Annotated in this window: 26 protein-coding genes and 1 tRNA gene; 14 read left to right on the top strand and 13 right to left on the bottom strand. The window is 64.3% G+C overall.

Annotated features, from left to right (window positions below):
* Nucleotide 1: 1 nt before the first annotated feature.
* The 6 genes from BSY18_RS01775 to leuC all read right to left on the bottom strand — a co-directional run bounded on the left by BSY18_RS01775 (nucleotide 2) and on the right by leuC (nucleotide 4,656).
* On the bottom strand, nucleotides 2-328 hold the full coding sequence (locus BSY18_RS01775) for a DUF1476 domain-containing protein (RefSeq protein WP_054133307.1): 327 nt from the start codon (nucleotides 326-328) through the stop codon (nucleotides 2-4).
* A gap of 110 nt (nucleotides 329-438) precedes the next feature.
* Nucleotides 439-1,434, bottom strand: coding sequence for an NADPH:quinone oxidoreductase family protein (locus tag BSY18_RS01770; RefSeq protein WP_069049464.1), 996 nt, complete (start codon nucleotides 1,432-1,434; stop codon nucleotides 439-441).
* 115 nt (nucleotides 1,435-1,549) lie between these two features.
* On the bottom strand, nucleotides 1,550-2,143 hold the full coding sequence (gene leuD, locus BSY18_RS01765) for a 3-isopropylmalate dehydratase small subunit (RefSeq protein WP_069049463.1): 594 nt from the start codon (nucleotides 2,141-2,143) through the stop codon (nucleotides 1,550-1,552).
* Nucleotides 2,130-2,315, bottom strand: a complete 186-nt coding sequence (locus BSY18_RS01760; RefSeq protein WP_069049462.1) for a hypothetical protein — start codon at nucleotides 2,313-2,315, stop codon at nucleotides 2,130-2,132. The genes leuD and BSY18_RS01760 overlap by 14 nt, the downstream gene beginning before the upstream one ends.
* 5 nt (nucleotides 2,316-2,320) lie before the next feature.
* Nucleotides 2,321-3,169 (bottom strand): N-acyl homoserine lactonase family protein, encoded by an 849-nt coding sequence (locus BSY18_RS01755; protein ID WP_069049461.1) that lies wholly within the window; start codon nucleotides 3,167-3,169, stop codon nucleotides 2,321-2,323.
* 59 nt (nucleotides 3,170-3,228) lie between these two features.
* The gene (gene leuC / locus BSY18_RS01750) at nucleotides 3,229-4,656 is read right to left on the bottom strand and encodes a 3-isopropylmalate dehydratase large subunit (protein WP_069049460.1); all 1,428 of its coding nucleotides are present in this window, start codon (nucleotides 4,654-4,656) and stop codon (nucleotides 3,229-3,231) included.
* A gap of 144 nt (nucleotides 4,657-4,800) precedes the next feature.
* Between leuC and BSY18_RS01745 the strand changes: the two genes are divergently transcribed.
* Nucleotides 4,801-5,304, top strand: coding sequence for a sterol desaturase family protein (locus BSY18_RS01745; protein WP_054133313.1), 504 nt, complete (start codon nucleotides 4,801-4,803; stop codon nucleotides 5,302-5,304).
* 190 nt (nucleotides 5,305-5,494) lie between these two features.
* Here BSY18_RS01745 and BSY18_RS01740 read toward each other — a convergent pair whose 3' ends face one another.
* The 5 genes from BSY18_RS01740 to BSY18_RS01720 all read right to left on the bottom strand — a co-directional run bounded on the left by BSY18_RS01740 (nucleotide 5,495) and on the right by BSY18_RS01720 (nucleotide 10,583).
* On the bottom strand, nucleotides 5,495-6,664 hold the full coding sequence (locus BSY18_RS01740; protein WP_069049459.1) for an acyl-CoA dehydrogenase family protein: 1,170 nt from the start codon (nucleotides 6,662-6,664) through the stop codon (nucleotides 5,495-5,497).
* A gap of 128 nt (nucleotides 6,665-6,792) precedes the next feature.
* Nucleotides 6,793-7,959 (bottom strand): acyl-CoA dehydrogenase family protein, encoded by a 1,167-nt coding sequence (locus BSY18_RS01735; protein WP_069049458.1) that lies wholly within the window; start codon nucleotides 7,957-7,959, stop codon nucleotides 6,793-6,795.
* A gap of 121 nt (nucleotides 7,960-8,080) precedes the next feature.
* Nucleotides 8,081-8,893 (bottom strand): enoyl-CoA hydratase/isomerase family protein, encoded by an 813-nt coding sequence (locus BSY18_RS01730; RefSeq protein WP_069049457.1) that lies wholly within the window; start codon nucleotides 8,891-8,893, stop codon nucleotides 8,081-8,083.
* Nucleotides 8,893-9,915: an NADP-dependent oxidoreductase gene (locus BSY18_RS01725; RefSeq protein ID WP_069049456.1), complete on the bottom strand. Its 1,023-nt coding sequence runs from the start codon at nucleotides 9,913-9,915 to the stop codon at nucleotides 8,893-8,895. Before BSY18_RS01725 ends, BSY18_RS01730 begins: the two co-directional genes overlap by 1 nt.
* A gap of 161 nt (nucleotides 9,916-10,076) precedes the next feature.
* Nucleotides 10,077-10,583 (bottom strand): MarR family winged helix-turn-helix transcriptional regulator, encoded by a 507-nt coding sequence (locus BSY18_RS01720; protein WP_069051630.1) that lies wholly within the window; start codon nucleotides 10,581-10,583, stop codon nucleotides 10,077-10,079.
* A gap of 110 nt (nucleotides 10,584-10,693) precedes the next feature.
* On the opposite strand from BSY18_RS01720, the gene BSY18_RS01715 reads away from it, so the two are divergent.
* The 5 genes from BSY18_RS01715 (at nucleotide 10,694) to BSY18_RS01695 (ending at nucleotide 13,875) form a co-directional block, all read left to right on the top strand.
* Entirely contained in the window at nucleotides 10,694-11,779 is a 1,086-nt protein-coding gene (locus tag BSY18_RS01715; RefSeq protein ID WP_069049455.1) for a branched-chain amino acid aminotransferase, read from the top strand.
* A 135-nt stretch (nucleotides 11,780-11,914) separates the two neighbouring features.
* Nucleotides 11,915-11,989 (top strand) — tRNA-Gln (locus BSY18_RS01710).
* A 201-nt stretch (nucleotides 11,990-12,190) separates the two neighbouring features.
* Nucleotides 12,191-12,517, top strand: a complete 327-nt coding sequence (locus BSY18_RS01705; RefSeq protein ID WP_069049454.1) for a hypothetical protein — start codon at nucleotides 12,191-12,193, stop codon at nucleotides 12,515-12,517.
* A gap of 9 nt (nucleotides 12,518-12,526) precedes the next feature.
* The gene (locus BSY18_RS01700; RefSeq protein WP_083231262.1) at nucleotides 12,527-13,363 is read left to right on the top strand and encodes a helix-turn-helix domain-containing protein; all 837 of its coding nucleotides are present in this window, start codon (nucleotides 12,527-12,529) and stop codon (nucleotides 13,361-13,363) included.
* Nucleotides 13,364-13,596: 233 nt separating this feature from the next.
* Complete coding sequence (locus BSY18_RS01695) at nucleotides 13,597-13,875, top strand: hypothetical protein (RefSeq protein WP_083231261.1); 279 nt, start codon at nucleotides 13,597-13,599, stop codon at nucleotides 13,873-13,875.
* Nucleotides 13,876-13,893: 18 nt separating this feature from the next.
* Here BSY18_RS01695 and BSY18_RS01690 read toward each other — a convergent pair whose 3' ends face one another.
* Both BSY18_RS01690 and BSY18_RS01685 read right to left on the bottom strand, forming a co-directional pair.
* Entirely contained in the window at nucleotides 13,894-14,253 is a 360-nt protein-coding gene (locus BSY18_RS01690) for a hypothetical protein (RefSeq protein WP_054133367.1), read from the bottom strand.
* Nucleotides 14,254-14,285: 32 nt separating this feature from the next.
* Nucleotides 14,286-14,606 carry a hypothetical protein gene (locus BSY18_RS01685; RefSeq protein WP_069049453.1) on the bottom strand — a complete coding sequence of 107 codons (321 nt, stop codon included), beginning with the start codon at nucleotides 14,604-14,606 and terminating at the stop codon, nucleotides 14,286-14,288.
* A 99-nt stretch (nucleotides 14,607-14,705) separates the two neighbouring features.
* Between BSY18_RS01685 and BSY18_RS20550 the strand changes: the two genes are divergently transcribed.
* From BSY18_RS20550 to BSY18_RS01655, 8 genes are all read left to right on the top strand, one after another.
* Entirely contained in the window at nucleotides 14,706-14,885 is a 180-nt protein-coding gene (locus BSY18_RS20550) for a hypothetical protein (RefSeq protein WP_082382070.1), read from the top strand.
* A gap of 2 nt (nucleotides 14,886-14,887) precedes the next feature.
* Nucleotides 14,888-15,175, top strand: coding sequence for a UvrB/UvrC motif-containing protein (locus tag BSY18_RS20545; protein WP_083231260.1), 288 nt, complete (start codon nucleotides 14,888-14,890; stop codon nucleotides 15,173-15,175).
* A 108-nt stretch (nucleotides 15,176-15,283) separates the two neighbouring features.
* Nucleotides 15,284-15,799, top strand: a complete 516-nt coding sequence (locus BSY18_RS01675; RefSeq protein WP_069051627.1) for a FadR/GntR family transcriptional regulator — start codon at nucleotides 15,284-15,286, stop codon at nucleotides 15,797-15,799.
* Nucleotides 15,800-15,807: 8 nt separating this feature from the next.
* Nucleotides 15,808-17,223, top strand: coding sequence for a glucuronate isomerase (gene uxaC / locus BSY18_RS01670; protein ID WP_171900160.1), 1,416 nt, complete (start codon nucleotides 15,808-15,810; stop codon nucleotides 17,221-17,223).
* On the top strand, nucleotides 17,220-18,632 hold the full coding sequence (locus BSY18_RS01665) for a mannitol dehydrogenase family protein (RefSeq protein WP_069049451.1): 1,413 nt from the start codon (nucleotides 17,220-17,222) through the stop codon (nucleotides 18,630-18,632). The genes uxaC and BSY18_RS01665 overlap by 4 nt, the downstream gene beginning before the upstream one ends.
* A 195-nt stretch (nucleotides 18,633-18,827) precedes the next feature.
* Nucleotides 18,828-18,995: a YezD family protein gene (locus BSY18_RS20540; protein WP_082382099.1), complete on the top strand. Its 168-nt coding sequence runs from the start codon at nucleotides 18,828-18,830 to the stop codon at nucleotides 18,993-18,995.
* Nucleotides 18,996-19,168: 173 nt separating this feature from the next.
* A complete protein-coding gene (locus tag BSY18_RS01660) occupies nucleotides 19,169-21,646 on the top strand; it encodes a TonB-dependent receptor (RefSeq protein WP_069049450.1) in 2,478 nt (825 codons plus the stop codon).
* A 137-nt stretch (nucleotides 21,647-21,783) separates the two neighbouring features.
* A complete protein-coding gene (locus BSY18_RS01655) occupies nucleotides 21,784-22,545 on the top strand; it encodes a hypothetical protein (RefSeq protein WP_069049449.1) in 762 nt (253 codons plus the stop codon).
* The last annotated feature ends 34 nt before the right edge of the window (nucleotides 22,546-22,579 follow it).

Below are 22,579 nucleotides of genomic sequence, written 5' to 3'. Positions count from 1 at the left end.
TTCAGTTCGCCTCTTCGATGTACTGGCGGCGCGCCTCGACCATCTTGGCCTCAAGCGCGGCACGGACGCCCAGCTCGTCGATTTCGACGCCCGCCGAGACCAGATCGCCCAGCAGCTTGCGGATCACGTCCTCGTCACCGGCTTCCTCGAAATCGGCCTGGACGACTGACTTGGCGTAGGAGTCCGTTTCGGCAGGCGTCAGGCCCATCTGCTCTGCCGCCCAGTTGCCCAGCAGGCGGTTGCGCCGCGCGGTGATGCGGAACTGCAGGTCTTCATCGGCTGCAAACTTGGCTTCGAACGCGCGTTCGCGGTCATTGAAAGTGGTCATTTCGGCCCCTTATTGTCGTGCAGAAGGTTGGTCATGCAGAATAGCCTAGCGCATACGCACAGCGCGCGTCAGCGGCAAGCGTCAAACCGCATGACCAGGGCGCAGATGCGTTACATCGTCACCACAAGCTTGCCGATCGCCTCGCGATTTTCAAGCCGGGCGATTGCCTCATGCGCGGTTTCGAAGCTGAAGGTTTCCGAGATGCGCGGCGAAATCTTGCCCGCCGCCCACAGGTCGAACAGCTCTGCGATGTTTGCAGCGTTGCGCTTGGGCTCGCGCGCGGCAAACGCGCCCCAGAACACACCGCAGACATCGCAGCTCTTGAGCAGCGTCAGGTTAAGCGGCAGCTTGGCGATCCCGGCGGGGAAGCCGACCACTAAGAAGCGGCCTTCCCAGGCCATCGCGCGCACCGCAGGCTCGCTGTAGTCGCCGCCGACCGCATCATAGACGATGTCCGCGCCATTGGGGCCGACCGCATCCTTGAACGCGTTCGCGAGCGCCTTGGACTGGTCCTTGTCGAACGGCTGTCGGCCATAGACCACCACTTCGTCCGCTCCGGATTCGCGTGCCGCCTGTGCCTTGGCCTCGCTCGAGACGCCTGCAACGACGCGTGCGCCATAGGCCTTGCCGAGTTCGACAGCCGCGAGGCCTACGCCGCCTGCCGCGCCCAGCACCAGCAAGGTATCACCCGGCTTGATGTGGCCGCGATCCTTGAGCGCGTGGATCGATGTGCCATAGGTCATCAGCAGCGATGCGCCCTGCTCGAAGCTGAACTGCTCGGGCAATTTGTACGCGCCCGCAGCCGCAACGACCTTCTTCTCGACAAGCCCGCCAAAGCCGGTGCCTGCGATCACCCGGTCGCCGACCGACCAGCCGGTGACGCCCTCGCCCACCGCCTCGACCACGCCTGCAATCTCGCTACCCGGCGCGAACGGGCGCTGGGGCTTGAGCTGGTACATGTCCTTGATGATCAGCGCGTCGGGGAAGTTGATCGAGCATGCCTTGACCGCGACCAGCAGTTCACCGGGACCCGCGACGGGCGCGTCGATCTCGGTCATCTGGAGGGTTTCGGGTCCGCCAACGGCGGTCGACAAAAGGGCTTTCATATGAGGCTCTCTCCGTTTGTTATTGGTTTTCGTCACCCCCGCGAAGGCGGAGGTCCCGCTGTTCATGCGATCGTTGCGCCGAAGCGGGATTCCCGCGTTCGCGGGAATGACGGTGTCAAGCTGCTACAGGCACCATCCAGGGGCGATCCGCGCTGACCTTCTTTTCATACGCGCCGATCGCATCCGCCTTGCCCAAAGTCAGCCCGATCTCGTCGAGCCCCTGCATCAGGCAGGTCTTGCGGAACGGGTCGATCTCGAAGCTGAACCGGTCCTGGAACGGCGTGGTCACGGTCTGGCTTTCCAGATCGATGTGGATGGTGTCGGTCTGGGCGACCTCCATCAGCCGATCGACAGCCTCCTGCGGCAGCACGACGGTAAGGATACCGTTCTTGAACGCGTTGCTCGAAAAGATGTCCGAAAAGCTGGGCGCGATCACCGCGGTGATGCCGAGGTCGATCAGCGCCCATGCGGCGTGCTCGCGGCTCGACCCGCAGCCGAAATTGTCGCCCGCAATCAGGATCGGCGCCCCGGCAAATTCGGGATCGTCGAAGATGTTGCCCGGCTCGGCACGGATCGATTCGAACGCGCCTGCGCCCAGCCCTTCGCGGCTGATCGTCTTGAGCCACTGCGAGGGGATGATGATGTCGGTATCGACGTTTTTGCGGCCAAAGGGGATGGCCTTGCCCTCGACGCGATCAATCGGTTGCATGCGGGCCCTCGGTGGCTTCGGCGCCCGGCTCGTCAGGCTTTGCGGGGGTATCGCTCTTCGGCTTTGTGAACTGCTTGCCGACATACAGCAAAGCTGCCGCCAGCGCAGCGGAACCCACCGCCGCGCCCGCCATGGCGCTGTTAGACCAGCCGTCCTTCTTGTCCTTGCTCACTGCATTTACTCCGCCGCCTGGGGAAACGTCGGCAACTTGCCCACGTCTGCCGGCTCATGTTGAATGATCACTGTTGCCTTGAGATTGTCTGCCAGTTTCTTGAAACGGTCAAGCGATGCCAGAGTATCGGCGCGGTCGACATTGAAGGTCGGCACGCCGTTTGACGCGTAGTTCTCGCTGAAATGCGCGAGATCTCCGGTCAGCAGCACAGGCCCTCTTTCCTTGAGCCGCACCAGCAGGCCGCTGTGCCCCGGAGTGTGCCCGGGCAGCCGCAGCATGGTCACCGATCCATCGCCAAACACGTCCTTGTCGGTCGTCGCCTGCTCGACCTTGCCGCCGCCCGAAATCCAGTGCGCGAACGGCGCGGGGTTGGCGCCATAGGACGCAGGATCGGTGGTCAGCACCGTCCAGTCGCCCTTGCCGACGATCAGCGTGGCACTCGGGAAGTCCGCGACTTGCCCACTGTGATCGAAGTGATAGTGGCTGAGGCCGACATATTTGATCCTCGCCGGATCGACCTTCAGCTGCGCGAGCTGCTCCTTGATCGTCAGCGTGACGGTCGCGTCCATCGCTTGGCTGTCGTCGAGCGGCTTGCCCTTCATCGCCGATGGCAGCCCCGTGTCCCACAGCAGATAATCGCTGCCATGGCGGATCAGGTAGCAGCTGCTGGTCAGCCGCTTGGACTGGCCGGTGTAGGCCTTTGTGTCGGAAAAGGCGTTGAGATCATTTGCCGCGACCGTGCCGCAATCGAGCCGCCACAGCTGCACTTCAGGCTGCGGTGCCTGCGCCAACGCATGGGTGGAAAAAACAAGAGCCAGTGCGGCTCCGGTGGCTGCGGTCAGTGTCTTGGCCATTTCATTCCCCTGCTGTCGTGCGCCCGGTCGCGCAGCGTTCAAATCCCCAGACCAAATCCCTAGACCAGTGTCCGCACATCGCTGAGCCGACCTGTCACCGCCGCTGCCGCCGCCATGGCGGGGCTGACCAGATGGGTGCGCGCGCCGGGGCCCTGGCGACCGACGAAGTTGCGGTTCGAGGTCGAGGCGCAGCGCTCACCTGCGGGCACCTTGTCGGGGTTCATGCCGAGGCACGCCGAGCAGCCCGGCTCGCGCCACTCGAAGCCGGCGTCGATGAAGATGCGGTCCAGACCCTCTTCTTCGGCCTGGCGCTTGACCAGACCCGAGCCGGGCACCACCAGCGCGGACTTGATGCCAGGCGCATTGCGGCGACCCTTGAGCACGGCTGCGGCGGCGCGCAGATCCTCGATCCGGCTGTTGGTGCAGCTGCCGATGAAGATGTGCTCGACCGGCACTTCGCTGAGCGGCGTGCCCGCGGTCAGCCCCATATAGGCGAGCGACTTTTCCGCCGCCGCACGCTTCGACGGATCGGCAAAGCTTTCGGGATCGGGAACGTGCCCTGTGATCGGCACCACGTCCTCGGGGCTGGTGCCCCAGGTGACCGAAGGCGCGATTTCGGCGGCGTTGATCACCACGCTCTGGTCGAACACCGCGCCGTCATCGGTCCTGAGCGTCCGCCAATAGGCGACCGCCGCGTCCCAATCGGCACCCTTGGGTGCCATCGGGCGGCCCTTAAGATACGCGAAGGTCGTCTCATCGGGTGCGATCAGACCAGCGCGCGCGCCTGCCTCGATCGACATGTTGGCGACCGTCAGCCGCCCCTCGATCGACATCTGCTCGAACACACGGCCACGATATTCGATGACATGGCCGGTGCCGCCGGCAGCGCCGATCTGGCCAATGATGTGCAGGATCAGGTCCTTGGGGCTGACGCTCGGGGGCAGATCGCCCTCGACGCGGATCTCCATCGATTTCGACCGCTTGAGCTGCAGCGTCTGAGTCGCCAGTACATGCTCGACCTCGGAGGTGCCGATACCGAACGCCAGCGCGCCCAGCGCGCCGTGCGCCGCGGTGTGGCTGTCACCGCACACCATGGTGCAGCCGGGCAGCGTGAAGCCCTGTTCGGGGCCGATCACGTGGACGATCCCCTGCCGCACGTCTGTCGCATCGATATAGGGGACGCCGAACGCAGGCGCATTGCGCTCGAGCGCCTCGAGCTGGGCACGGCTTTCCGGGTCGGCGATCGCGATGCGTTTGCCCGCTGCATCGACGCGCGGTGTGGTGGGCACGTTGTGATCGGGGACCGCGAGCGTCAGATCGGGCCTGCGCACCTTGCGTCCAGCCATGCGAAGTCCCTCGAACGCCTGCGGGCTGGTGACTTCATGGACAAGATGCCGGTCGATGAAGATGATCGCGGTGCCATCGTCGCGCTGGTCGACGACGTGCGCGTCCCATATTTTTTCATAGAGCGTCTTTGCTTGGGCCATCACCAGAAACCTTCGTATCTTGGGCGTTTGTGCCCGTCGCTTGGCAGATGCGCCGGGCCAAATCCAGCGCGTATTTGGTTGCGGCTGCAACCGCCTGCACGAGCCCTCTTCAAACCGGCGGCGATTGCGCCTATTCTTGTGACCATGCAGGCTCTTATCAATCTCGGCATCGTGATTGCCACCACCGCGTTCATGGAATTCGTCGCCTGGTGGAGCCACAAATATGTGATGCACGGCTGGGGCTGGGGCTGGCACCGCGACCATCACGAACCGCATGACAATGTGCTCGAGAAGAACGACCTCTATGCGATTGTCGGCTCGGCGATCTCGATCAGCCTGTTCGTCATCGGTGCATGGTTGTGGGAGCCGGCGACATGGATGGGCATCGGCGTGATGATCTATGGCGCGATCTACACGCTGATCCACGACGGCCTCGTCCACCAGCGCTATTTCCGCTGGGTACCCAAAAGCGGCTACGCCAAGCGCATCGTCCAGGCGCACAAATTGCACCACGCGACCATCGGCAAGGAAGGCGGGGTCAGCTTCGGCTTCGTGATCGCCGAGGACCCGGTCAAGCTGAAGCAGGAACTCAAGCGCCAGCGCGAGGCGGGGATCGCCGTGGTGCGGGAGTCTGCCGGGGCGTATTGAGCGGTTAGTTCGAAGAAGCGACGCCTCTCCACTCCCGCTTGCGGGAGGGGCATGCCCGGTTTTCCGGGCCGGGGTGGGCCTGAACTGGCGTTGGCGCGGGCCCACCCCGGCCTTCGGCCACCCCTCCCGCAAGCGGGAGGGGAGAAAAGCTGGACCACATCGCGACCCCATCAAGGGAGAGGCGGAGAGATTACAGCATCCCCGTATCCGTCGGCAGCCCCAGCGCCACTCGCCCGACCAGCTCATACACGCTGCTCGCGGTCGCGATGTGTTGCGTCGCGACATGCGCATCGCGGAAGCGGCGTTGAAGCGAGCTCGTCATGTAGACGGCGCTGCCGCCGCCGATGGTGAACGCGGTCTTGGCGACATCGGCGGAGGTTTCGGTCGCATGGGTCGCTGCCAGCCGCAGCTTGGCGCGTTCCTCGGGCGACAGTTCGCCGCGCGTCGTCGCGCCCTCCCAGCATTCGGCGATGCTTTCGCGGAAGAAGGCTTCCGCCGCCGACAATTTCGCCTCGGCGCGCATCAGGTCGGTCTGCACCACGGTGCGTTCGGCCATGGTGCGCTGGCCGCCCTGCGGCTTCTTGGCGCGGGCGAGCGCCTTGATCTCGTCCATCGCGCCCACCGCATTGCCCAAAGCCACCGAGGCGACCCCCATTGCGAGCAGCCCGAACACCGGGAACTGGTAGAGCGGCCCCTGCTCGACCGGCTTGTCCGCGATCAGCGAGACGCTGCGCGCCTTGGGGACGATCGCATCCCTGACCGCGATATCGCCCGAGCCGGTGCCTTTCATCCCCATCACATGCCAGGTATCGAGCAGTTCGACCTCGCTGGCCGGGAAGATCATCATCCGGTGATACGGCGCGCCGTTGTCGAACCTTTGCAGTTCGCCGTCCTTGAACACCATCGCACCGCCGCACAGCCAGTCGCAATTGGCGCTGCCAGATCCCCACTGCCAGCGGCCTGATACCTTGTAGTGATCGCCCATGTCGTCGGCTCGCCCCATCGGCGCGAAGACTCCGCCGGTGATCGAGTGCGGATCGGCATAGACCTCGGCGGCGACGTCATGCGGCAGATAGGCGGCGTTGATCGCAGTGGTCGCGCCGATCATCGCGCACCACCCGGTGCTGGCTTCAGCGCGCGCGATCGCATGCAGCACGCCCACCAGATCGAGTGGCGCCATCTCCAGACCGGCGAGGCTTTTGGGCCGCACCATGTTGAAAACGCCCGCCCGCGCCAGCGACTGCGCGATATCAGAAGGCAGTCGCCGCGCCTCCTCGATCTCGTCACCGCGCGCGGCGATGCCGGGCAGCAGCATCGCGACCACATGGCCCAAGGGTTCGATGCTTTCGAGTGGTTTCATATTGGTTCTCCCTCTCCCCTTCAGGGGAGAGGGCCGGGGAGAGGGGGAGTCCCCCGCGCCCTTCCCCTCTCCCTGACGACGCTTCGCGCCGTCTTTCCCTCTCCCCTGAAGGGGAGAGGGCGCTATCATCACAACCGCATCAAGCTCGCCAGATTGTTCTTCTGCATGTCGCTCGACCCGCCGACGATCGGCATGCCGAGCAGATCGCGAACATGGCGTTCCATCTCATAGGCATCGCTGAGCGCATAGGAGCCCATCACCTGCTGACAGATCAACGCAATCTCGACGCCCATGTCGGCGACGAACAATTTGGCCATGCTGGTCTCGACCGAGCACGGCCGCCCTTCATTGGCCAGCCACGCCGCGTGGTAGAGCATGTGCCGCGCCGCCTGCCATTTGGTCCGCGCGGTCACCAGTTTGTGGCGGATCGCCTGATGCTGGCTGATTGGTTTGCCGAACTGGACGCGCTCCTGCGCATAGCCCCAGGCCTCGTCGATCGCGGCGCGGGCGATGCCGAGCGCTACCGCGGAAATCTCGAGCTTCTCGACATCGAGCGCGCGGCCCGCGAGCAGCTTCCAGCCCTTGTTCCACATCGCCTCGCCCCCGACGATCGCGGATACCGGCAGACGCATATTGTCGAAATACACGTCCTGGCTGTGGGTGTAGCGCAGGTTGACGTGCTCGATATCCTGCATCGTCACGCCGGCGGCCTTGGTCGGCACCAGCACGAACGACAGGTTCTTGTAGCGGTCTTCTGGCGGGCCCGAGCGCACGAGGCAGTAGATGTAATCCGCCCAGTCCGCGCCGGTGCACCAGCGCTTAGCTCCGTTGATCACGATATCGTCGCCCTCGCGCACCGCGCGGGTCTCTACGCTGGCAAGGTCTCCGCCGACATTGGGTTCGGACAGGCCATAAGCGAAGAACAACTCGCCTTTGGCCAGCCTCGGCAGGAATTCGGCCTTCTGCTCAGGCGAGCCGTTTTCGCTGAGGTTCATGCCGCCGTAGAAGCTGGTGTGGATGAAGGGACCTGCGAGGCACGGGCCGCCTGCCGCCAACTCCTCGATCACCGCGATCGCCGCGACAAGGTCCTGCCCTGCCCCGCCGAACTCTTCCGGCACGGTGAGAGCCGTCAGACCCAACGCATTGAGTTTGCTGTAGACATCACGCGGCCAGCGCGCCGCCTTGTCCCACGCCTGCCGCGCCTCGCGCGGGGCGTGCTCGGCAAGGAACCGCTGCAAGGTCGCGCGCAGCGCGGAGACGTGATCGGGTTCGTCGGTGAAGGTTTGCAGGGTCATTCGCTTGTCCCCTCTCCGTCACCCCCGCGAAGGCGGGGGTTCCGCTTCCGCACGGCGGTGGAGCAATAAGGCGGGATTCCCGCGTTCGCGGGAATGACGAACAAGGTCACCAGCATCCCCCTCATTCCCCGGTCAAATTCGGAGCACGCTTCTCGGCCATCGCCGCGACCGCCTCGCGCCGGTCGCCGAGATAGTTCGAGACGCTCTCCCACCCGATCGCCGCATCCATCATCTGTGCGGCGAGTGCGCGCAAGGGTATGTTGGTCACCGTCTTGGTCCAGCGCACCGCCCATTTGGGGTTGCCCTGCAGCTTGGCGATGATTTCGCCCAGCTTGGCATCGAGTTGAGCCCCCGGCACAGCATGGTTGATCAGCCCCAGCGCCTTGGCTTCGGTCGCGGTCAGCATGTCGCCGGTCATCAGCAGTTCCTTGGCGCGGGCATAGCCGATCAGCTGCGGCCAGATCATCGCGCCGCCATCGCCCGCGACCAGCCCCACCTTGACGTGCGGATCGCCGATCAGTGCCCTCTCGTCGGCGACGATGATGTCGCACAGCAACGCGATCGTCGCCCCCAGCCCCGCCGCCGCACCGTTCAACCGGCACAGCAACGGCTTTTCCATCTCGAGCAGGCTGGTGACGATCCGCTTGGCATCCCAGGCAATCGCGCGGAAGCTTGCCGGGTCGTCGATCTGCTGCTGGAACCACGCAAAATCGCCGCCGGCGCAGAACGCGCGGCCCCTGGCGGTCAGCACGATGATGTCGCTTTCGCTATCGCGCTGCAGGTCGGTGAACACCCGCGCCAGCTCGTCGTGCATCGGGCCATCGACGCCGTTGACCGGGTGGTCGGAGGTGATGACCGCGCGCAGCACCCGCCCGTCGCGCTCAAAGGTGAAACGAGTATAGACTTGGTCTTCGATGCGGAATTCGTGCGCCATCACGCGTCTCCCAGCCGGACCAGCCGCCGCCCGAAATTGGCGCCGGTAAACAACCCACAAAACGCTTGCGGAAGCTGGTCGAGCCCGTCGAACAGCTCCTCGCGGTACACGAGCTTGCCGTCGCGGATCATCCCGCCCATCTCGGCCTGCGCTGCGGCGAATTGCGGGATGTCATCGAACACCACCAGCCCGCGCATCGTCAGGCGCTTGGCGATGAATTCGGCGGTGTTGGTGATGCCGACGCGCTGGTCGTGCGGCACGCTGTAGTCTGCGACCTGCCCCGACACCACGATATGACCGTTTAACCGCATCAGCGGCAGCACGGTGTCGATCATCGCGTTGCCGACATTGTCGAACAACAGATCGACGCCCTTGGGCATCGCAGCGGCAATTGCGCCCGCGAGATCATCGGTGCCCTTGTAGTCGATCGCGGCATCGAACCCGCATTCACGGGTCAACCAGTCGCATTTGTCCTGCCCGCCTGCGATTCCGACCACGCTGGCAGCGCCCCAGGCCTTGGCCAGTTGCCCCGCTGTCGCGCCGACCACGCCTGCCGCCGACGTCACCAGCACATGCGCGCCCTCGCGCATGGCGCCGACGCGCTTCAGCCCGAACCAGCTGGTCATGCCGGGAATGCCGAGGATACCCAGCCATAAAGAGCGTGGCAGGCCGTTGTCAGGGAGCGGCATGATATAGCCGCGGCCATCGCCGATGCTGTGGCTCGCCCAGCCGCCGCCTGCGGTCACCCAGGTCCCGACCGGAAAACGCTCGTTGCGGCTCTCTGTCACCTGTCCCACCACGAACCCGTCGATGCGACCGCCCGGCGGGATCGGCGGCGCATAGCTCGCCCCGGTCGCCGACAGCCTAGACCGCACGCCGGGGTCAACCGAGACGATCCGGTGTTCGATCAGGAACTGATGCTCGCCCAGCGCGGGGATTTCGCTGTCGGCAAAGGTGAAGTCTTGCGGCTGCGGCAGGCCTGCAATCGGGGCTTTCAGCACGACGCTGCGCATGGTTGCCATTGGGGTGTCCGCTCCTGGTTTTTGCCTGATTTCCGCAAGAATTGCAGAAGCAGCGCAAGACGCAAAGCGGAAATGTCGGCGATTTCTTTGGCAAGCATGGCAATCGCCTATGCCCTAGCGTCATGCCCCCCCGCGCTTGGCCCCAGCGCTGGGCCCCCGCGTTAGCCGGGGCGCCGCTCGCTTCCCAGTTCGGCCAACAGCGCGCGGTCAGCCTCGGGCACCAGCCCTTCGAGCACCCGCCAGAAGCCGGTGACCGAATCCTGCCCTGCGCGCCGGTACGCCTGCGACAGCCGCGTGCGCAGCGCATCGAACAGCTCCGCTTCCAGCGTCGCGCCCGCCTGTGTCAGCCTCAGCAATTTCTGCCGGCGGTCGGTCTCGCCGCTGCGGGTCTCGATCAGGTTGCGGCGTTGCAGCTCGGTCAGCACCCGGCCCAGCGATTGCTTCGTGATCGCCAGCGCGCGCAGCAGCTGGCTCACCGTCAGATCGGGGTTGCGCGCAATGAAATACAGCGCGCGGTGGTGCGCCCGGCCCAGCCCCTGCTTGGCCAGCTGGTCGTCGATCGACTTGGTGAGCCGGGTATAGCCGAAGAACAGCAGCTCGACGCCGTGCCGGATTTCATCCTCGCGCAAAAACAGGGCGGATGCTGAAGGGGAAGATGGGACAGGCATGTTGACCTTGATTGCCAGCACGATTAGGTCTTGGCAAGCCCGTGTTGCAGCAAGGCCAGCGATCGGGACCAGACGACCACCCATAATCCTTGCAGTTTTCAGGGGATGACATGCTGCCCTTCGCCGTTGAGCCGACTTCAAACCCCACCCCCGCCGATGCGCGCGATGCGGCGCTCGCCGATCCGGGCTTCGGCAAATTGTTCACCGATCACATGGTGGTGGTGCGCTATGACGAGGACAAGGGCGGCTGGCACGACGCGAAAGTGACCGCGCGCGCGCCGATCCCGATGGATCCGGCCTCGTCGGTGCTGCATTATGCGCAGGAAATTTTCGAGGGTATGAAGGCTTATCGGCTGAGCGATGGCAGCACCGCGCTGTTCCGCCCCGATGCCAACGCCCGGCGCTTCAACGAATCCGCAGCGCGCATGGCGATGCCCGCGGTGCCGCCCGAACTGTTCATCGAATCGGTCGAGCAATTGGTGCGGATCGACAGCGACTGGTTTCCCAAAGTCGATGGCGGCGCGCTGTATCTGCGCCCGTTCATGTTTGCGAGCGAAGTGTTCCTCGGCGTACGCCCGGCCAGGCAGTATCTGTTCATCACCATCGCCTCGCCCGTCGGCGCCTATTTCAAGGGCGGCGTCGCCCCGGTGACGATCTGGGTGTCGCAGCATTACACCCGGGCCGCACCCGGCGGAACGGGCGCAGCCAAATGCGGCGGCAACTACGCTGCCAGCCTTGTCGCGCAGGCCGAAGCCACCGCGCAGGGTTGCGACCAGGTCGTGTTCCTCGATGCTGCCGAGCACAAATGGGTCGAGGAACTGGGCGGCATGAACCTGTTCTTCGTGTTCGAGGACGGCTCGATCATCACCCCGCCGCTGACCGGAACGATCCTGCCCGGCATCACCCGCAACTCGATCATCGAACTGGCGCGCGGCCAGGGCCTGACCGTGCGCGAGGAGCCCTATTCGATCGACCAGTGGCGCAGCGATGCCCAGAGCGGAAAGCTCCGCGAAACCTTCGCCTGCGGCACTGCGGCGGTGGTGACCCCGGTGGGAACGGTCAAATCACCGCAAGGCAGCTTCACCATCGGCGGCAACCAGTCGGGCCCGGTGACTGCGGCGCTGCGTTCGGCCTTGGTGTCGATCCAGCGCGGCGATGCCGCCGATCCGCACGGCTGGGTGCACCGCATCGGCTGATCGCGCGGGCACGCCTGCTGCCCTGCACCGCCAGCGCCTCCAAAAAGGCGCTTGGCGGCCCGCGCCTTTTCCGTATATAGGCGCCTCCCGCGCTGCCCCGGCCCACACCGCCCGACAGCGCCGCGAGCACGGCATTGGGGTGTCGCCAAGTGGTAAGGCACCGGTTTTTGGTACCGGCATTCGCAGGTTCGAATCCTGCCACCCCAGCCACGTTCAGCTGCAAACTATTGAAAAACAATGATTTGCCCTCTCGCTCCGCATTTGGCGCCTGCCAACTGTGTGACCTATCGTGTGTCGCAGGGTCGAACGAGTGGCATGAACCATGTCCAAGAAAGATACCAACTTCAGACGATTTCGCCGTCGCCTGGCGCGAACTGGATCAGGTCAAGGTCGTAACGATATACATGCCTGATGCTCGTTAATACCGGATCGGACAAATTTTCCCCGTTTGACACTCGCGGAGCCCTGGTCCGCCTGACCGACAAGCCAACTGATTTGCCCAGCGGCGCACGACTGGCCATGAAGCTCGCCAAATCGGCCGCTGCATCCTTTGAGACCGCCCAACTGGCCGACACGCAGCCGGTGACGCGTCGCGCCTTTGGGTTTCAGATCGAAGGGCCGCTCCCGCGCAATAGCGTCTCTTGGCAGTCCAGAAAGGCGCACTGGCGTGATCATTCCAATGATCGCCCGCCACTACCCAAAAAAATCGTGCTGGACGCTCTTGCGGACCTGTGGTGAGCAAGGCGCATGTCCGCCCTGCCCCCGACGATCGGGACGCCTGCGATTGAGCCTGCCAAGCTCAACGCCAAGGAGCTCGAAATCCTGCGGTTGCTGGCCGAAGGGCATACCGTGAAATCAATCGCTGCAGGACTCAACCGCTCGGAAGCCTCGATCAACGAACGCCTGCGCGAAGCGCGGCGCAAGACCGGGGTGGGCAGCAGCCGCGAATTGGCCCGCTTGCTGGACGCCCAGAAAATCTGGGACAGGAAAATCGATCTGTCATCACAGTCACGCTCGACCGATAGCTCGGACAGGCCGCCGCACAGGCACGGCCCATGGTCGAAAGGAAAGATGATGATGCTGATTGCCCTACCCCTCGCCGCCGCCGGGCTGTTGATGACCTCGATTGGTGCGTTCGAAGATGTCGTGGCACCGGGTTCCGAGGCGGTGGTCCCCGCGGGCGCCTCGCCTCTGGTCGGCACCTGGTCGCTCGATGTGGCGCAAATCCCCTCCGCAGAACGCCCGCGTGCAGTCACCATCGCGTTCCGTGAGGCGACGGAGGGGCATTGGAACACACGGGTCGAGATCATCGCTCCGGATGGATCACGGATGACGGCCGAGTCCACCGCCCGTCTCGACGGCGTGGCGGTTCCCGTGACAGGGAATATGGGTTTCATCGACAGCATCTCGTTGCGCCAGCCCGAGCCCGCCACACTGGTGATGACGCTCGCAAGGGACGGCAAGCGGGTGTCGACACGTGTCTACACCTCGGCGAAGGACGCCCAGACGATGACCGAGACGATTGTCTGGGCCGCGGAAGGGATGCCCGACATTGTGACGACGACGTTCAACCGCACGAGCTGAGACGCAGAACGCCCGGGTCCACGGGCCGGGCGTTCTCATCTCCCGCTGTTCCGGGCCGTCAGAGCCGCGGGGGCTACCGTCTTCAAACCGGGTTCCCCTACTGGTTCGCAACCGCATACCCCTTGGTGACGGCACTGCCGCCGATGCGCAGCCGACGGCCCCCAGATTACATCTCGGATCAAGCAGCACGCCGCACAAAATGGATGCCTGCATGCCGTGTCGATGGTAGTTGCATGATAGCTTTCGCAGCTGAGGACCCCGCCATCACCGAAGAACGCAGTCAATCGCTAGACAGGCCGCAGCGGCGGTTGCTGCGCCGGATTTTCAACGGCCGCACCGTTCCCGTCTTCGTCGATGGGCGGCCTTTTCTGACCTACAAGGAGGCAAGCCGATACCTCCTCTCACTTGCGCATGACGACCGCCAGAAGGCCTTTCTGGACATGAGAAGCGGCGCGGCGATGGGATCCGTGATCGAGGAGCAGATCGTGCGGCCACGCAGACGCGTGCCATGATTCAGCCTGACGCCGGCTTCACTGAAAGCGCAGCGTGTTCTCGAACCCCTCATTTGCCCTGGTCATCTTGGCAAGTTTCCTGAGATTGGCTCGAACATATCGTTCGAAACGCGGATCGTCGTAGATGCCCGTGACCACATACTCATCCTGTGCCAGCAATTGCTTGAGACGATCGGCGAATGCGACCTGATCATCCTTGTCGGCAACCATCCTCAGGCTTCGGCACACCCATTCTTCAGCCGCTGCCTTGTCATAGTCGTCCCGAGCCTCATACCCCCGCCTGTCGGCCGCCGCCTGATCAAGACGCGCCGCATCGATGCGGCATTCGAGCCATTTGCGGACCTGTTCGCCGTTCCATGCTTTCGACAATATGCTCATCCTGTTTTCCTGCCCGGCAGGGCAGCCTCTGGCTAGTTGCCATCCGCATCGACCGTGAAAACCATCGGCTTTCCGCGAGACGCAGGGTCCCAGCCGGCATCCAGCGCTGCCTGAATTCCCCTTGATACAATCGCATCGCTGATCTGAAGGCGGCCTCGCTGCATTCCCTTCAGCAAGCGTTTGGGCGGGGGAAATTCCAGCAAGGCTTCGCGCTGAGTATGCTTCTGCAGCAAGGCAACCGTCACGCCTTTCCAGCCTTCGGAATCGCACCACTGCGGCTCGCTCCGCACCTCCCACTCATAATGAAGCCCGCCGACGTCGACGATACCGGAAAGTCTGTGGATGTTGGTCATGCTGCCACGCCTAGCAGGTCTGTGACCATAAACCATCGGGCAGGTGAGCGATTTCACGAAGTGCTCGCCGTTGGGCTCACGATCCACTAACCATCGTACATGGCAGAAAAATTCGAACGACATCGACAACCATGGACCAGCGCAGAGATCCAGAAACTCCACGCACTGGCAAAAAAGGGCATGCCGTTGAAGGCCATGGCCAAAGCGCTGACCCGTAGCGAGGAATCGGTGAAGGACCGCGCGAAGGCTGACGGATTACCCATCAAAAAGCTGAGATAGCGATGAGCGAAACATTACATGAGCTGCAGCTGAAAATGGATGCTGCGGCACGGGCACTGGACTTCGAGGAAGCAAAAAGATGCCGTGACAAGATCAGTCTGATACGCGGCGGCGCCACAGCTTCTGAAGCCGAGGAAGCCGATTTGCTGGGTATGGAACGGCAGCAGCCGGGTGCTATGGGCTTGGGAACCAGCCAGCAGCGCGTGACGCCCCCTGAAGGCTGGAAGCCGCCGCCAAAGCCCGATCCGATGACATCCGGCAAAACCGCTCCCCGCAAACCACGCAGATGACACCATAGCGGGCAACCCATCATTATCTTGAGGAACCCGCCACAATTGGTAAGACACCTCCAAGAAGGAGTTTGTGATGGCACGACCCATAAGGAAGCGAGCCTTCAGCTGGCAGAAGGGCGCGAGCGGCTCTATCAGAAGCTCGCCTGGCAGCTTTTCGCGGAACTCGCGCCCGGGCGCCATGCCGTGGGCGACCGCTTGCCTGCGGAACGCGAGCTTTCCATCCAGTGCAACGTCAGCCGCCCTGCGGTGCGCGAGGCGATGATCGCGCTCGAGGTGCAGGGAATGATCGAGGTCCGCACCGGATCGGCGGGCTATGTCCGCTCCTTGCCGTCCGAAACCGCTGCGCCAGGTTTTACCGTGACCACATTCGAGCTGATGGAAGCGCGCCTGCTGCTCGCAAAAGCGCGCACAGCCAATATCCAGCCGGTGGTCGAGGAGCACCGCGCGATGCTGAATGCCCTGCGCGTGCACGACCCCGCCGCAGCGCGCACCGCCATGCGCGGACACATGGCATCCGTCATCGACCGTCTGCTGTTCGCGGCCGAGGAGGAGGCCGTCGAGGCCGCCCGCCGCAATGTCGCTACCACCCGCGAGCGCTATGCGCGCGCCGTCAAGCTCTGAGGATTTCCATGCGCCCGCTTCACCTGCACCCCGACCGCCTGTTCCCCGCCGACCCCGAAGTCCGGGCCATCACCCGCAGGCTTTACGATCATGTCGCAACGCTGCCGATCATCAGCCCGCACGGGCATACCGATCCGCAATGGTTTGCCCAGAACGCGCCCTTCGCCAATGCCAGCGAACTGCTGCTGCAGCCCGATCACTATGTCTTCAGGATGCTCTACAGCCAGGGAGTGCCGCTCGAAGCTCTTGGGCTGACACCGGTGTCCGTCGATGCCGCCCCCGCGGTCGATCCGCGCGAGGCCTGGCGCATACTGGCGGGCCATTATCACCTGTTTCGCGGCACGCCTTCGCGCATGTGGCTCGACTGGGTGTTCGCCGAGGGCTTCGGGATTGACGTGCAGCTCACCGCCGAAACCTCCGATCTGTATTACGACCGCATCACCGGTGCGCTGGCTACACCCGAATTCCGCCCACGCGCCCTGTTCGAACGGTTCAATATCGAGGTGATCACCACCACCGAATCGCCGCTCGACACGCTCGAGCATCACCGAACGATTGCCGACAGCAACTGGAACGGCCGGGTGCTGACGGCCTATCGTCCCGACCCGGTCGTCGACCCCGAATATGAAGGCTTTCGGGACAATCTGGCGCGCTTTGCCGAACTGACCGGAGAGGATACGTTCAGCTATGCCGGATATCTGGCCGCGCACCGCAAGCGCCGGGCGTTTTTCGCCAAGCATGGCGCGACATCGACCGACCATGGCCATCCGACGGCCCTTACGGCGGATCTGTCCCGGGCAGAGGCCGATGCGCTGTTCGCGCGCGTCATCCGCCCAGATGTCTCGCCGCAGGATGCCGAGCTTTTCCGCGCGCAGATGCTCACCGAAATGGCGGGCATGAGCGTCGAGGATGGTCTGGTCATGCAGATCCACCCCGGGGCGCTGCGCAACCACAACCCGCAGGTCTTCGCCCGTTTCGGCCGTGACAAGGGCGCCGACATGCCGATGCGCACCGACTATGTCCATGCGCTGCGCCCGCTGCTGGCGCGGCACGGCAACAACCCCGATCTCACCATCATCCTGTTTACGCTCGACGAGACGGTGTATGCGCGCGAGCTCGCCCCGCTCGCAGGGCACTATCCCGCGCTCAAGCTCGGCCCGGCCTGGTGGTTCCACGACAGCCCCGAAGGCATGCGCCGCTTCCGTCTGTCGATGACCGAGACCGCGGGCTTCTACAACACCGTCGGCTTCAACGACGACACCCGCGCCTTCCTCTCGATCCCCGCCCGGCATGATGTCGCCCGGCGGGTCGACTGCGGTTTCCTTGCGACTCTGGTCGCCGAACACCGGATGGAGGAATGGGAAGCGGCAGAACTGGCGCACGACCTCTCTTATGCGCTGGCGAAAAAGGCGTACCGGCTGTGAGGCTTTCACTCGAAACGCTGGACTCGCTCTCCCCGGCCGTTGCCCGCCCGGGCTATGACTTTGCACGCCAGCGGGCGGGCATCGTGCATTTCGGCATCGGCGCGTTCCATCGCGCGCACCAGGCGGTCTATACCGACGATGCCATGGCGGCGGGCGACGGCGACTGGCGGATCATCGGCGTGTCATTGCGCTCCGCCGATGTCGCCGAGCAACTTAATCCGCAGGACGGCCTGTTCACGCTGACCGAGCGGTCTTCGGACCGAACGGCCACGCGGCTTATCGGCAGTGTCGCGAAGGTCATCGTCGCGCCGCAGGATCCGCATGCGGTGATCGAGGCGATCGCTTCGCCCGACACGCACATCATCAGCTTTACCGTGACCGAAAAGGGCTATGTCCGCAGCCCCGATGGATCGCTCGATCGCGCCAATCGCGCCATCGTGTCCGACGCCAGCGCAGCAGGGCCCCCTCAAACCATATATGGCTTCGTCGCAGCCGGCCTTGCGCGGCGCAAGGCAGCCGGGCTGCCGGGCCTGACGCTGCTGAGCTGCGACAATCTGGCCGACAACGGCGCGCGGCTGGCGCGGCTGATGAGCGACTATCTGACCGACACCGACCCTGCATTGGCCGAGTGGTTTGCCCGGACCTGCCGCTGCCCCGGCACGATGATCGACCGGATCGTGCCTGCGGTGACCGACGCCGATCGGCAGCGTGTCGCAGCCTCGATCGGTCTGGATGACCGCGGCGCGGTGATCACAGAACCGTTCAGCCAATGGGTGATCGAGGACGACTTTGCCGGGCCCCGCCCGCGCTGGGAGACGGTGGGCGCGCAGCTTGTCCCCAATGTCGGCCATTACGAGGCGGCCAAGCTGCGGATGCTCAATGGCGCGCACTCGGCCCTGGCGTATCTGGGTCTCGCGCGCGGTCATGAGTTCGTCCATCAGGCAATCGCCGATCCGGAACTTGCCGGGCTGATCGAGACGCTGATGCGGAGCGAGGCCGCTCCTACCCTGCCCCCGGATTCGGGCATCGACCTTGGCGCCTATGCCGATGCGCTGATCGCGCGTTTTGCCAACAGTGCGCTTGCCCACCGCCTGATCCAGATTGCGATGGATGGATCGCAGAAGATCCCGCAGCGCTGGCTCGAACCTTTGGCAATCAATCAGCAGGCGGGACGCAGCACGCCCGCCACATTGCAGGCGCTTGCCGCGTGGATACAGCATGTGTCTGGCGCTGCACGACCGGTCGACGACCCGATGGCCGCGCAGCTTGCCGATCTCTGGGCCAGCCATGGAGCAGACGGGATTGCAGCGGCGCTGTTCGGCACCGGCGGGGTGTTCCAAGCCAGCTGGACGCCATCGGCCGAGTCCGCGCAGGCATTGCAGGCCCATCTGGACGCTGCCCGCAACTGAGCGAGGAGGCTTTTGCCATCGCCGGGCGGGGATGCCTCAAGCATCGGATCGACATCTGAACGCAACGCATGGGCGCAATAGCGGTCGGGGCAACAAAAACTATCTTGCCAACCAAAATGGTAGAGATTAGTCATGTCTCCGCGGGCCATGCTGCATGCAGCCGGTCCGCACCAGATTTTACAGGAGTTTTGCCCCATGCCTCCTAGCAAACCCGCGCGCGCCGATACCGGTCCGCAATCGGCGGTCCCGCTTTCCGCGATTGCCGAAGCCATCGCCAGACTGCGCTTCGGCGCGGTCGTGCTGACCGTGCATGACGGCAGGCTGGTGCAGATGGACGTGACCGAACGCCAGCGTTTCTCCTGACGGTCACACGCTGCGAATGCCGAGACCGGGACAACGGAACGGCATTTTCCTGAAGCCCCGACCCCCCATCCACCAATCACCAACCACCATCCACCAACCACCATCCACCAACCACCAAATTGCCGTGCCGACCGGACAACCGGAAGCACTTCCACCCCTGGGAGTCCTGCCGAATGTCCATTACCCTTGCCGCGCGCGCGTCTGTCGTCACGCTTGCCGTCGCACTTGCGTCACAGTCGCCTGTGCTTGCCACCGATCGCGATGTCGCCGATGCCCCGGGTGATACAGCAGACGCCGAGACCGAACAGCAGCCCGAGACCGTGATCATCGTCTCGGCCCGCCGCCGCGAGGAATCCTCGCAGGACGTGCCGATCGCCTTGTCGGTGGTTGATGTGACCACGCTCGACAACACCGGAAGCTTCAATGTCAGCCGCCTGACACAGCTTCAGCCCAGCCTGCAGTTCTATTCCTCCAACCCGCGCAACTCGGCGATCAACATCCGCGGTCTGGGCGCGCCATTCGGCCTGACCAATGATGGCATCGAGCAGGGCGTCGGCATCTATATCGATGATGTCTTCGTCGGCCGGGTCGCGGTGGCGACGCTCGACTTCCTCGACATCGCGCAGGTCGAGACGCTGCGCGGGCCGCAGGGCACGCTCTACGGCAAGAACACCACCGCCGGCGCGATCAACATCACCTCGAAGGAACCGAGCTTCGATTTCGAAGGCCGCGCCGAGGTCACCGCGGGCAATCTCGAGTTCCGCCAGGCCAAGGCATCGGTGTCCGGTCCGCTGTCGAATACTCTGGCGGTCCGCTTCGGAGTTGCGACCACCGACCGGCGCGGCACGATCTTCAACGTCTCCACCGGCACGCACGTCAATGAGCTCAACAATCTGGGGCTTCGCGGCTCGCTGCTGTGGAAGCCGAGCGATTCCCTCAGGGTGACGCTTGCAGGCGACTACAACCGCCAGAACCCGGAATGCTGCGCGCAGATCTATGCGCGCTACGGCAGCACCCAGCGCCCGGCCAACCGCCAGTTTCCCGCGCTGTCGGCCGCGTTCGGCTATGCCCCGCCCAGCCTCGATGCCTTCGACCGGGTGACCGATGTCGATGCCGAATTGAGCGCCAGGAGCATTCTGGGTGGAGCATCGCTCAAGATCGAATGGGATGTCGGCCCTGGCACGCTGACCTCGGTTTCCGCCTGGCGCTTCTGGGACTGGACCCCGTCGAACGACCGCGACTTCACCGGCCTGCCGATCACGCTCAAGGTCAACAACCCCTCGCAGCAGGAGCAGTTCACACAGGAGGTGCGCTATGCCGGATCGCTGGGCGACCGCATCGATTTTGTCGCAGGCGTGTTCGGCTTCTACCAGACCATCGACACCCAGGGGATCCAGGAACAGGGCACCGCCGCCAGCCGCTGGCTGCTTGCGCCCACCAGCGCGCTCGCGGGCAACCCGGCCGTGCTCAACGGGTTGGTCGCCAACAACACCATCGGATTCAAGAACACCAGCGTTGCCGCGTTCGGTCAGCTCAGCTGGAAGGTCACCGATGATCTCGCGATCCAGCCGGGTGTCAGGATCAATTACGACAAGAAGACCGGGTCCTATGACTCGGTGGTCACAGGCACAGCCTCGAACGGCACTCGCCAGCTGGTCAGCTTCAACGGGCCATTCGCCAACGATCCGTGGATTGTCGCACAGCGCGGGGTGCTGGCGCCGCAGTTCTTCGAGCCCGAGTTCTCCGACTGGAACCTGTCCTATGACCTGACGCTATCCTATCGGATCGCCCCCGATATCCGCGCCTACGCGACCTATGCCAGGACCTTCAAGACCGGCGGCATCAACCTTTCGGGCGTGCCTAATGACGCGGCGGGCAATCCGCTGCTCGCGGCAGGTTCGGTGAAACCCGAGAAGGTCGACCATTTCGAGGTCGGCCTGAAAACCCAGTTCTGGGACCGCCGCGCGACACTCAACCTCGCGGGCTTCTGGACCGAGATCCGCGATTATCAGGCGACGGTCAACAACGGCCAATTGGGCGTGCTGCGCGGCTATCTCGCCAATGCGGGCAAGGTGCGGGTGCGCGGGATCGAGGCGGATTTCAGCGTGCGTCCGTCGGATCGGTTCAACGTCTATGTCAGCGGCGCCTATACCGATCACGAATATGTCCGTTTCGTCGATGCACCATGCCCGCCCGAGCTCGCGGGCGGCACCACGGTGACCGGCACGCAGGTGCCCGGAGCGCCAGGCGTCCCCGGCGCGCTCAGCCCGGCAAACTGCGATATCTCGGGGCAGTGGCTGCCCGGCATCTCGAACTGGGCGTTCTCTTACGGCTTCGAGTATAACGAGCCGGTATCGATATTCGGCCTCGACGGCTTTGCCTATGCCGGGTTTGACGGCAACTATCGCTCGAAATTCTCGTCCAACCCTTCGCGCTCGATCTACACCGACATCAATGGCTATGCGCTCAGCAACTTCCGGCTGGGCTATCGCACCGATGACGGGCTCAATCTCTTCGCCTGGGTGCGCAACGCCTTCGACGTCGACTATTTCGAGCAGCTCGCGGCCAACACCGGCGGCAATACCGGGCTGATCGCCGGACAGCCGGGCGACCCGCGCACCTATGGCCTCACTATCGCCTCGAGCTTCTAGGCGCGCCGACCCGCACGTCGGGCCCGGCACGAATCCTGGTCCCGGCAAATCCCGGCAAAAGCGCCGGGTCCGGAACCGGGGCGGGCCAGGCTCGTAACAGTCCTTGCATGCGTTGGGCAGCAAGGATTGGAGCGCCAGTGAACCGGCTACATGACGATTACTGGAATTTCCGCGGCTCGTTCAAGATCGCCAAGCTGATCGATATCGGAACCCATATGTCGCTGGTCCGCCGGGCCAGCGGGCGGTTTGTGGCGCTCGACAGCTATGCGCTGGATGACGCGGATCGCGCCCAACTGCTCGAGGTAACCGATGGAGGGCGGCTGGTCGATGCGATCATCAATGTCCACCCGTTCCACACGCTGCACTGTACCGCGCTGATCGATGCGCTGCCGGGCGCACGACTGATCGGAACGCGGCGGCACCTCGCGCAGTTGCCCGATCTCCCCTGGGATCAGGCGGTGATCGAGGACGCGGCCACCCAGGCGGAATTTGCTAGCGACCTGGAGTTCTCGATCCCGCAGGGCGTCGACTTCATCAGCGCCGACGAAAAGGTGCATGTCGCCTCGGTCCTGGTGCGCCACCGCGCCAGCCGGATCGTCCATGTCGACGACACGATAAACGTGCTTCAACCCCCCGGCATCCTGAGCGCGGTCCTGCCCGAAGCCAAGCTGCGCTTTCACCCGATGCTCGCCAAGGCGCTGCAGAAGCGCAGCGGTGCCGCCGATGACTACGCCGGCTGGGCGCGCGAGCTTGCGCAAAGCTGGGCCGATACACCGGTCGTGTGCGCGGCGCACTCGGCGGTACGCCAGCTGCCCCAAGGCGGCTGGGAAAACGAATTCCTCGGCGCGCTGAAGGATGTCGAGAAAACGCTCGACAGCCACCGCGCCACCTACGGCTGACCCGGCCGTACCACCCCCGTCCATTGGAGACCAA

The sequence above is a fragment of the Blastomonas sp. RAC04 genome, from assembly GCF_001713435.1.
Taxonomy (GTDB): domain Bacteria; phylum Pseudomonadota; class Alphaproteobacteria; order Sphingomonadales; family Sphingomonadaceae; genus Blastomonas; species Blastomonas fulva.
The sequence above is the reverse complement of the archived record's forward strand: the minus strand, read 5'-3'. Positions and strand labels throughout refer to the sequence as shown.

What these genes read in the sequence shown, in the direction of transcription:
- BSY18_RS01745 (WP_054133313.1), top strand. Translation starts at nt 4,801, where the DNA reads ATGCAGGCTCTTATCAATCTCGGCATCGTGATTGCCACCACCGCGTTC.
- BSY18_RS01755 (WP_069049461.1), bottom strand. Translation starts at nt 3,169, where the DNA reads ATGGCCAAGACACTGACCGCAGCCACCGGAGCCGCACTGGCTCTTGTT.
- uxaC (WP_171900160.1), top strand. Translation starts at nt 15,808, where the DNA reads ATGCGCCCGCTTCACCTGCACCCCGACCGCCTGTTCCCCGCCGACCCC.
- leuD (WP_069049463.1), bottom strand. Translation starts at nt 2,143, where the DNA reads ATGCAACCGATTGATCGCGTCGAGGGCAAGGCCATCCCCTTTGGCCGC.
- BSY18_RS01770 (WP_069049464.1), bottom strand. Translation starts at nt 1,434, where the DNA reads ATGAAAGCCCTTTTGTCGACCGCCGTTGGCGGACCCGAAACCCTCCAG.
- BSY18_RS01715 (WP_069049455.1), top strand. Translation starts at nt 10,694, where the DNA reads ATGCTGCCCTTCGCCGTTGAGCCGACTTCAAACCCCACCCCCGCCGAT.
- BSY18_RS01690 (WP_054133367.1), bottom strand. Translation starts at nt 14,253, where the DNA reads ATGAGCATATTGTCGAAAGCATGGAACGGCGAACAGGTCCGCAAATGG.
- BSY18_RS20545 (WP_083231260.1), top strand. Translation starts at nt 14,888, where the DNA reads ATGAGCGAAACATTACATGAGCTGCAGCTGAAAATGGATGCTGCGGCA.
- BSY18_RS20540 (WP_082382099.1), top strand. Translation starts at nt 18,828, where the DNA reads ATGCCTCCTAGCAAACCCGCGCGCGCCGATACCGGTCCGCAATCGGCG.
- BSY18_RS01725 (WP_069049456.1), bottom strand. Translation starts at nt 9,915, where the DNA reads ATGGCAACCATGCGCAGCGTCGTGCTGAAAGCCCCGATTGCAGGCCTG.
- BSY18_RS01730 (WP_069049457.1), bottom strand. Translation starts at nt 8,893, where the DNA reads ATGGCGCACGAATTCCGCATCGAAGACCAAGTCTATACTCGTTTCACC.
- BSY18_RS01775 (WP_054133307.1), bottom strand. Translation starts at nt 328, where the DNA reads ATGACCACTTTCAATGACCGCGAACGCGCGTTCGAAGCCAAGTTTGCA.
- BSY18_RS01720 (WP_069051630.1), bottom strand. Translation starts at nt 10,583, where the DNA reads ATGCCTGTCCCATCTTCCCCTTCAGCATCCGCCCTGTTTTTGCGCGAG.
- BSY18_RS01705 (WP_069049454.1), top strand. Translation starts at nt 12,191, where the DNA reads ATGCTCGTTAATACCGGATCGGACAAATTTTCCCCGTTTGACACTCGC.
- BSY18_RS01700 (WP_083231262.1), top strand. Translation starts at nt 12,527, where the DNA reads ATGTCCGCCCTGCCCCCGACGATCGGGACGCCTGCGATTGAGCCTGCC.
- BSY18_RS01740 (WP_069049459.1), bottom strand. Translation starts at nt 6,664, where the DNA reads ATGAAACCACTCGAAAGCATCGAACCCTTGGGCCATGTGGTCGCGATG.
- BSY18_RS01685 (WP_069049453.1), bottom strand. Translation starts at nt 14,606, where the DNA reads ATGACCAACATCCACAGACTTTCCGGTATCGTCGACGTCGGCGGGCTT.
- BSY18_RS01660 (WP_069049450.1), top strand. Translation starts at nt 19,169, where the DNA reads ATGTCCATTACCCTTGCCGCGCGCGCGTCTGTCGTCACGCTTGCCGTC.
- leuC (WP_069049460.1), bottom strand. Translation starts at nt 4,656, where the DNA reads ATGGCCCAAGCAAAGACGCTCTATGAAAAAATATGGGACGCGCACGTC.
- BSY18_RS01695 (WP_083231261.1), top strand. Translation starts at nt 13,597, where the DNA reads ATGATAGCTTTCGCAGCTGAGGACCCCGCCATCACCGAAGAACGCAGT.
- BSY18_RS20550 (WP_082382070.1), top strand. Translation starts at nt 14,706, where the DNA reads ATGGCAGAAAAATTCGAACGACATCGACAACCATGGACCAGCGCAGAG.
- BSY18_RS01735 (WP_069049458.1), bottom strand. Translation starts at nt 7,959, where the DNA reads ATGACCCTGCAAACCTTCACCGACGAACCCGATCACGTCTCCGCGCTG.